At 72.0% G+C, this 8,404-nt stretch carries 6 protein-coding genes; all 6 read right to left on the reverse strand.

Annotated features, from left to right (window positions below; all coding sequences use genetic code 11):
- Window positions 1-124: 124 nt before the first annotated feature.
- Window positions 125-1,168 carry a LacI family DNA-binding transcriptional regulator gene (locus tag ACFW1A_RS35095; protein WP_380416494.1) on the reverse strand — a complete coding sequence of 348 codons (1,044 nt, stop codon included), beginning with the start codon at window positions 1,166-1,168 and terminating at the stop codon, window positions 125-127.
- A 1-nt stretch (window position 1,169) separates the two neighbouring features.
- Window positions 1,170-2,855: a glycoside hydrolase family 13 protein gene (locus tag ACFW1A_RS35100; RefSeq protein WP_380416514.1), complete on the reverse strand. Its 1,686-nt coding sequence runs from the start codon at window positions 2,853-2,855 to the stop codon at window positions 1,170-1,172.
- A 73-nt stretch (window positions 2,856-2,928) separates the two neighbouring features.
- Window positions 2,929-3,768, reverse strand: coding sequence for a sugar ABC transporter permease (locus tag ACFW1A_RS35105; protein WP_380416498.1), 840 nt, complete (start codon window positions 3,766-3,768; stop codon window positions 2,929-2,931).
- On the reverse strand, window positions 3,762-4,787 hold the full coding sequence (locus ACFW1A_RS35110) for a carbohydrate ABC transporter permease (RefSeq protein WP_380416500.1): 1,026 nt from the start codon (window positions 4,785-4,787) through the stop codon (window positions 3,762-3,764). The genes ACFW1A_RS35105 and ACFW1A_RS35110 overlap by 7 nt, the downstream gene beginning before the upstream one ends.
- 13 nt (window positions 4,788-4,800) lie before the next feature.
- The gene (locus ACFW1A_RS35115) at window positions 4,801-6,096 is read right to left on the reverse strand and encodes an extracellular solute-binding protein (RefSeq protein ID WP_380416503.1); all 1,296 of its coding nucleotides are present in this window, start codon (window positions 6,094-6,096) and stop codon (window positions 4,801-4,803) included.
- 689 nt (window positions 6,097-6,785) lie between these two features.
- The coding region (locus tag ACFW1A_RS35120; RefSeq protein WP_380416511.1) for a non-ribosomal peptide synthetase at window positions 6,786-8,404 on the reverse strand (1,619 nt) is incomplete at its 5' end.

Here is an 8,404-nt window from a genome sequence, read left to right on the forward strand (position 1 = left end):
GAGAGCGCGAGCGCGCGAGAGCGCGAGAGCGCGAGAGCGCGAGAGCGCGAGAGCGCGAGAGCGCGAGAGCGCGAGAGCGCCGCCGCCCCGGTGGGGCGGCGGCGCTCGCGGTGCACCGGTCCGGTCAGCGGCCGTGGGCCCCCGTGGAGCCGCGCATGACCAGCTCGGGCTGGAACATGAACTCCGCGCGCCGGGCCGGCTCGCCGCCGACCTCCTCCAGCAGTGCGTCCACGGCGGCGGTGGCCATGGCCTCCACCGGCTGGCGGATCGTGGTGAGCGGCGGCTCGGTGAAGGCGATCAGCGGCGAGTCGTCGAAGCCGACCACCGAGACGTCGCCCGGCACCGACAGCCCGCGCTGGCGGACCGCCCGGATCGCGCCGAGCGCCATCATGTCGCTGCCGCACACGATCGCGGTGCACCCCTGGTCCAGCAGCGCACCGGCCGCCGAGTGCCCGCCCTCCACGCTGAACAGCGTGTGGTGCACCAGCTGCTCCGCCTCCTCGGCGCTCACCCCGAGCACCGACTGCATCGCGGCCGTGAAGCCCTCGATCTTGCGCTGCACCGGCACGTACCGCCGCTGGCCGACGGCCAGGCCGATCTTCTCGTGCCCCAGCTCGGTCAGGTGCTGGACCGCCATCCACATCGCGGCCCGGTCGTCCGGCGAGATGAACGGTGCGGCGATCCGGTCGCTGTACCCGTTGATCAGCACGAACGGCACCTGACGGCCGGTCAGCTTGGCGTACCGGTCGTGGTCGGCCGTGGTGTCGGCGTGCAGCCCGGAGACGAACACGATGCCCGCCACCCCGCGCTCCACCAGCATCTCCACCAGTTCGTCCTCGGTGGAGCCGCCGGGGGTCTGGGTGCAGAGCACCGGCGTGTAGCCGTGCCGGCTGAGCACCTGCTCGATCACCTGCGCGAGCGCGGGGAAGATCGGGTTGCTCAGTTCGGGCGTGATCAGCCCGATCAGCCCGGCGCTGCGCTGGCGCAGGCGGGTGGGCCGCTCGTACCCGAGCACGTCGAGTGCTGCCAGCACGGTCTGGCGGGTGGTCGCGGAGACGCCCGCCTTGCCGTTGAGGACGCGGCTGACGGTGGCCTCGCTGACCCCCGCCTGCGCCGCGATGTCCGAGAGTCGCGCCGTAGTCACGATCCCAGAGCCTATTGCAACCATGTCAGACCGCCCACCAGCCGGCGCTGTCCGGTGCAAGTCGTCCCGGCACCGCGTCAACTGCGGAGCTGACCAGCAGCCGGCCCGGGGTGTCGAACTCGACCGTCTCGCCGGTGGTGTTGACCAGGCAGCGGAAGGCGCCGCGGCGGAAGGCGAGCACGCCCTCCGGCGCGTCCAGCCACTCCACCGCCGAGCCGGCGCCCAGGTCGGGGTGCCCGCGGCGGATGGTCAGCGCGCTGCGGTACAGCTCCAGGGTGGAGGTCGGGTCACCGGTCTGCGCGGCCACGCTCAGGCCGGCCCACTCGGCCGGCTGCGGCAGCCAGCTCGGCCCGCCCTGCGCCGGGCCGAAGCCGTACGGCGCCTCGGTGCCGGACCACGGGATCGGCACCCGGCAGCCGTCGCGGTAGCCGTCCTGCCCGCTGGCGCGGAAGAACGACGGGTCCTGGCGGACCTCGTCGGCCAGGTCGGTGACGTCCGGCAGGCCGAGCTCCTCGCCCTGGTAGACGTAGGCGGAGCCGGGCAGCGCCAGCATCAGCAGGCTGGCCGCGCGGGCCCGGCGCAGGCCCAGCTCGCGGTCGCCGGCGGTGCGCAGCTGGGTGCCGCCGGGCGGGTTGGCGAACCGGGTCGCGTGCCGGGTGACGTCGTGGTTGGACAGCACCCAGGTGGTGGGCGCGCCGACCGGGCGCATCGCGGCGAGCGAGGAGTCGATCACCGCGCGCAGCTCGACCGCGTCCCAGTAGGTGCTCAGGTACTGGAAGTTGAAGGCCTGGTGCATCTCGTCGGGGCGGACGTAGTTCGCGGTCCGCTCGACCGTCGGGGTCCAGGCCTCGGCGACCGCGATCCGCTCGCCGGGGTACTCGTCCAGGATCTGCCGCCAGGCGCGGTAGATCTCGTGCACGCCGTCCTGGTCGAAGAACGGCATCACGTCGTTGCCCAGCAGGTGCAGCTGGTTGTGCGCACCGAGGTCGGGCAGGCCGGGGGCCTTGACCAGGCCGTGCGCCACGTCGACCCGGAAGCCGTCCACGCCCATGTCCAGCCAGAACCGCAGGATCGAGCGGAACTCGTCGGCCACCGCGCGGCTGTCCCAGTTGAAGTCGGGCTGCTCGGGGGCGAACAGGTGCAGGTACCACTCCCCCGGGGTGCCGTCCGGGTTCGCGGTGCGGGTCCAGGCCGGGCCGCCGAAGATGGACTCCCAGTCGTTGGGCGGCAGTTCGCCGTCGGCGCCGAGGCCGGGGCGGAAGTGGTAGCGGTCCCGCAGCGGGGAGCCGGGGCCCTCGCGCAGCGCGCGCTGGAACCACTCGTGCTGGTCCGAGGAGTGGTTGGGCACCAGGTCCACGATGATCCGCAGGCCCAGCTCGTGCGCCTCGCGGATCAGCGCGTCGGCGTCCAGCAGGGTGCCGAACATCGGGTCCACCGCGCGGTAGTCGGCCACGTCGTAGCCGGCGTCGGCCTGCGGCGAGGCGTAGAACGGGGAGAGCCAGACCGCGTCCACCCCGAGGTCGCGCAGGTAGGGCAGCCGGCTGCGGATGCCCGGCAGGTCGCCCATCCCGTCACCGTTGGCGTCGGCGAAACTGCGCGGGTACACCTGGTAGATGACCGCGTCGCGCCACCAGCCTCTGGGCTCCCCGGCCGCCTGGGTGTCGGCGGCGGCGAGGACGGGCCGGGAGGTGTCGGCCGCGTGCTGAGTCATGGAGGTCTGGGTCTGGGTCATGATGACAGATCCCTCGGGGACTAGTGGTGGAGGTAGGTGGCGGTGCGGCCGGCTACTTGACGGAGCCGGCGATCTGACCGGCCACCAGGTAGCGCTGGACCAGCAGGAAGACGACCGCGGCCGGGACGGCGATCAGCACCGAGGCGGTCGACATCCAGGACCAGTTCTGGGTGTACTGGCTGACGAAGGTCTGCAGGCCGCCGGAGAGCGTCATCCTGTCGGTGCCGGTCATGAACTGGGAGGCATAGGCCACCTCGCCCCAGGCGGTGATGAAGGAGTAGAACGCGGTGACCGCCAGGCCCGGGCGGGCCAGCGGCATGATCAGCCGCCAGAAGGTGCCGAAGGGGTTGAGTCCGTCGATCCGCCCGGCCTCGTCGATCTCGGTCGGGATGGTGTCGAAGTAGCCCTTCATGGTCCAGGCGCTGAACGGGACCGCGATCGTCAGGTAGGTGAGGATCAGGCCGATCGGCTGGTTCAGCAGCTGCAGCTTGGCCAGCAGCTGGTAGAGCGGCACGATCAGGATCGCCACCGGGAACATCTGGGTGACCAGCAGGGTCCACATCACCGGCCGCATGCCGGGGAACCTGAACCGGCTCACCGCGTACCCGGTGGTGGCCGCCAGGAAGACGCCGAGCACCGTGGTGCAGCCGGCGATCAGCAGCGAGTTCCCGAACCAGGTGAGGAACGCGGTGTGGCTGAGCAGGTCGCCGTAGGCCGCCAGCGTGGGGTGGTCGATGAACTTCGAACTGGTCTCGTGCCCGGCCGGCTTGAGCGAGGTGAGGAAGATCCACAGCACCGGGAAGACCGAGACCACCGAGGCCGCGACCAGGCCGCCGTGCAGGGCTGCCGAGGCTCCGAAGGAGCGCTTCTTGGACTGGGCCACGGTCACCACACCTCGCCTTGCTTGCGCAGCGAACGCCGGTAGAAGACGGCGAACACCGCGAGGATCAACAGGATGATCACGCCCCAGGCGGAGGACTCACCGAACTGCCGCACGCCCGTGAAGGCCTCGTTGTAGGCGTAGGTGACCAGCAGCTGGGTGGTGTCCCCCGGCCCGCCACGGGTGAGCAGGAAGATCACCGGGAACATGTTGAAGGTCCAGATCGTGCTGAGCAGGATCACGGTACTGCTGACGGGACGCAGGGCCGGCAGCGTGATGTACCAGAACTTCTGCCAGGCGCTCGCGCCGTCCATCTCGGCCGCCTCGTACTGCTCGGCGGGGATGGACTGCAGACCGCCCAGGATCGCCACCATGACGAACGGGAAGCCCAGCCAGATGTTGACGATGATCACCGAGATCTGGGCCATCGTCGGGTCGTTCAGCCAGTCGAGGGCCGGCAGGCCCATCGCCTGCAGCGCATGGTTCAGGAACCCGCGGTCGTGGTTCATGATGAACCGCCAGCTGAACGTCGAGACGAAGGCCGGCACCGCCCAGGGCAGGATCAGCATGGTGCGGTAGAGCCCGCGGAACCGCAGCTGACGGTTGAGCATGAGGGCCAGCGCCAGGCCGACCAGGAACGAGACGGCCACGCAGCTGATGGTCCAGGTGACGGTCCAGCCGAGCCGCGCCCAGAAGGTGGAGTGCGCGCCGAACAGGATGTCGGTGTAGTTGCTCAGCCCGACGTTCTTGTAACTGGCCGGGATGTGCAGGAACTGCCCGATCTGCTTCTCGGAGTTCTTGTCGTTCGCGTTGGTGGTGGAGAGGTAGAGCCCCTGCACCAGCGGGTAGCCGACCAGCACCGCGATGACGATGACGACCGGTGCCACCAGCGTCCAGGCGTACCAGTGCTTGCTCAGTGCCAGGCGGAGTCGCCCGGGGGCGCCGACCGTGCGCCGCGGGCCGCGGGCGGGGGTGTCCCCGCCCGCGGCCGGCGCGCCGGGCCGGCCGGTGGTGGTGTCCACGGCAGCCATGCCCTGAAGGTCCTTACTTCCAGCCGAGGTTCTTGCGGTACGCGTCGCCGGTGTTCTTGGCGGCGGTCGCCGGGCTCTCCTTGCCGGACAGCATCGCGGTGTACTCGGTCGCCAGCGGGGCGAACAGGGTGCCGCCCTCCGGGATCCACGGACGCTGGTGGGCCTTGTCGATGGCGTCCTTGAAGAACTTCACCTCGTCGGTGGAGGCGATGTCCGGCTGGGCCCAGACCGACTTGCGGGTCGGCAGCGCGCCGGTGCCCTTGAAGATCTTGGCCTGCGCCTCGGGCGAGGACATGTACTGGACGAACAGCTCGTCGGCGGCGGTGTTCTTGCTGCCGGCGTAGATCGCGTAGGACTGGCCGCCCTGCGGGGCGCCCTGGCCGGCGCTGCCGGCCGGGACCACCGCGATGCCCAGGTTGGACTTGTCGGCGAAGGCGCCGCCGCCCTGGTTGATGGTGGCCAGCGACCACGGGCCGTTGATCATCATCGCCACGTTGCCGGCCTGGAAGTCCGACATCATGTTGGTCCAGCCGTCGGTGACCGAGGTCTTGGCGGCACCCGAGTCGACCAGGTCCTTGATGGTGCTGAAGGCCTTGACGCCGGCGGCGTTGTCGACGGTGACCGTCTTGGTGCCGGCGTCGACCAGGTCGCCGCCCTCGCCGTAGAGGAAGGACAGGCTCCAGTAGGCGTCGTCGCCGCGCAGGTAGAAGCCGGTCTTGCCGAGCTTCTGCTTGATCAGGGCGCTGTCGGCCTTGAGCTCGTCGATGCTGGCCGGCGGGTTGGTGATACCGGCGTCGGCGAACATCTTCTTGTTGTAGAAGAGCGCCATGGTGTCGGTGACCTGCGGCACGGCGTAGGTCTTGCCGTCGTACTTGGTGGCGGCGACCGGGTTGGTCAGGTAGTCGTCCGGGTTGACCAGGGCGGGGGTGCCGTCCACCGGCAGCAGGTAGTGGTCGGCGGCCAGCTCGGGGGTCCAGGCGACCTCGGAGCGGATCACGTCGGGGGCGTCGGCGCCGGTGGAGAAGGCGTTCTTCACCTTGTTCTGCGCGTCACCGAACGGCACGTTGACGTAGTTGACCTTGACGTTCGGGTACTTCGCCATGAAGTCCGCGATCACGGCCTGGTAGGTCGGCCCCTCGGCCTTGGCGTCGGAGGTGTCCCAGTAGGTCACGGTGCCACTGACCTTGCTCGGGTCGACCGACGAGCCGGCCGCCGGAGCCGAGCTGCTGCTCGACCCGCTGCTGCCGCAGGCTGCAAGGGTGACCGCAAGGGCCGCAACGAGAGCGGAGGCCGCGATGCCACGCCGCATGAGAGCTCCTAGGGAGAAAGGTGGGGGTGGGTGCCCGAACTGGGGAGAGGGGGCGCATAATGTGCCCCGCGACGCCGACCGCACTTGGTGCCGCCGTCGGGCTTGTGGAGGAACGTAACAGCGGCGCAACCGCCGATGAAAGTCCTTGCAGCAAGTTTCTGCAATGTCGGGGTGATCGTTACATCCGCGTGTCCTCACGGTTGCCCGAGCGCGTCCTGTGTCCGCTGAGACCCCAACGGCCAGGCGGAATCGGCGTCGAATCCGTGCCGGTCCAGCCGGTCCGGAGTGGGCGCCGGCAGCGGCCGCAGGCCCGCCGGCGCCGGGATCCGCTCCCGCAGCGCGGCCGGCTCCGGGAACCGCCGGAGCAGCTCGGCGAGCAGTTGCCGCAGGTAGGGGCCGTGCAGCTCGGGATGGCGGCGCAGTGCGGCCTTGAGGTTCCAGAGGTGGTGGCAGTGCGCCGCCGGCGCCGGACGTCCCAGCGCTCCTCCTCGACCAGCCGGAAGCCCTCCGCCACCGGGTGCAGCGGCACCCCCGGGCTCCTTGCGGCAGCCGGTGCAAGGCGTTGCTCGGCGAAGGCCGGCGGGGCCACCGGCTTCCCGCCCACCGCCCGCCCGGGCCCGGCGCAGGCCCGCCCGGAACGGGCCCGGTCGACGTGCAGCGCGGTGGTCCCGGTCATGCGGCGCCCCCGGTCATCCGGCACCCCCGGCCCGCTCCACCGCAGCGGCCATGCCGGCGATGGTGGCGTCGTCGTAGAAGACGTGCAGCGGCAGGTCCACGCCGAGCCGGGCGGCGATCCGCGCACCGATCTGGGTGACGGTCAGCGAGTGGCCGCCCAGGTCGAAGAGGTCCTCCTGCTCGCCGACCGCCGGCAGGCCGAGCACCTCGCACCAGATCTCGTGCAGCACCGCGACCGTACCGCCGCGCTCCGCCGCGGCCGCCGGCTCCGCCGCCGCGGCGGCCTGCGGGCGCCAGGCGGCCAGGGCGACCCGGTCGACCTTGCCGTTGCCGGTCAGCGGCAGCTCGTCCAGCGTGCGCCAGAGCGCCGGGTGCATCACCGCCGGCAGGGTGCGGGCCAGGTGCGCGCGCAGCTCCCGCTCCTCGGGAGCGGGGCCGGCCGGCACCAGGTGGGCGACCAGCCGGGCGCCGTCGGTGCCCGGGTCGAGGACGGTCACCGCGGCCCGCGCCACTCCCGGGTGCTCCAGCAGCCGCGCCTCGATCTCACCGGGTTCGATCCGGTGGCCGCGCAGCTTGACCTGCCCGTCCAGCCGGCCCAGGAACTCCAGGCACCCGTCCCCGCGGCGGCGGGCCAGGTCGCCGGTGCGGTAGCGGCGCTCGCCGTCGGGGCCGGTGGCGAACCGCTCGGCGGTCAGCTCGGGGCGGCCCAGGTAGCCGCGGGCCAGGCCGGCGCCGCCGATCCACAGCTCGCCGGGCACGCCGTGCGGGACCGGGTGACCGGTCGGGTCGAGCAGGTGCACGGTGGTGTTGGCGAGCGGGGTGCCGATCCCGGTCTGGGCGCCGCCGGTGAGTTCGGCGGCGGTGGACCAGACCGTCGTCTCGGTCGGGCCGTAGACGTTGAGCAGCCGTCCGGTGCGGGCCAGTAGCCGCTCGGCCAGCGCGGGCGGCAGCGCCTCGCCACCGACCAGGCCCACCGGGACCTCGCCGAGACCGGCGTCCAGCAGCAGCTGCCAGCCGGACGGGGTGGCCTGCAGGTGGCTGATCCCCTCCCGCTCGATCAGCTCGACCACCTCGCGCCCGTCCGCGCGGGCGGCGGGCGGGGCGAAGACCACCCGACCGCCGCTGATCAGCGGCAGGTAGAGCTCCAGGGCGGCGATGTCGAAGGTGGGCGCGGTCAGCGCCAGCCAGCGGTGCTCGGGAGCGGCGGCCAGCCGGTCGCGGAAGTCGAGCAGCAGGTTGGTCAGCGCGGCGTGCTCGATCTCCACGCCCTTGGGTCGGCCGGTGGAGCCGGAGGTGTAGAGGACGTAGGCGCGGTCCGCCGGGGTCGGGTACGGCCGGGTGCAGCGCGCCGCGCCGGGGGCGGCGGCCGGGTCGGGCAGCGGGCGGGCCGCGATGCCGTCCAGCACGCGGTCCGCCAGGGCGAGGTCGACCCGGGCGTCCGCGAGCAACTCGGTGAGCCGCTCCACCGGGTGGGTCGGGTCCAGCGGCAGGTAGGCGGCGCCGGCCCGCAGGGTGGCGAGCAGGCCGACCAGCGCGGCGGGCCCGCGCTCGGCGAGCACCGCGACCACGCTGCCCGGCTCGATCTGCGCGGCCAGTGCCTCGACCCGGTCGTGGAGCTGACGGTACGACATCT

The sequence above is a fragment of the Kitasatospora sp. NPDC058965 genome, from assembly GCF_042741245.1.
In the GTDB taxonomy this organism is placed as follows: Bacteria; Actinomycetota; Actinomycetes; order Streptomycetales; family Streptomycetaceae; genus Kitasatospora.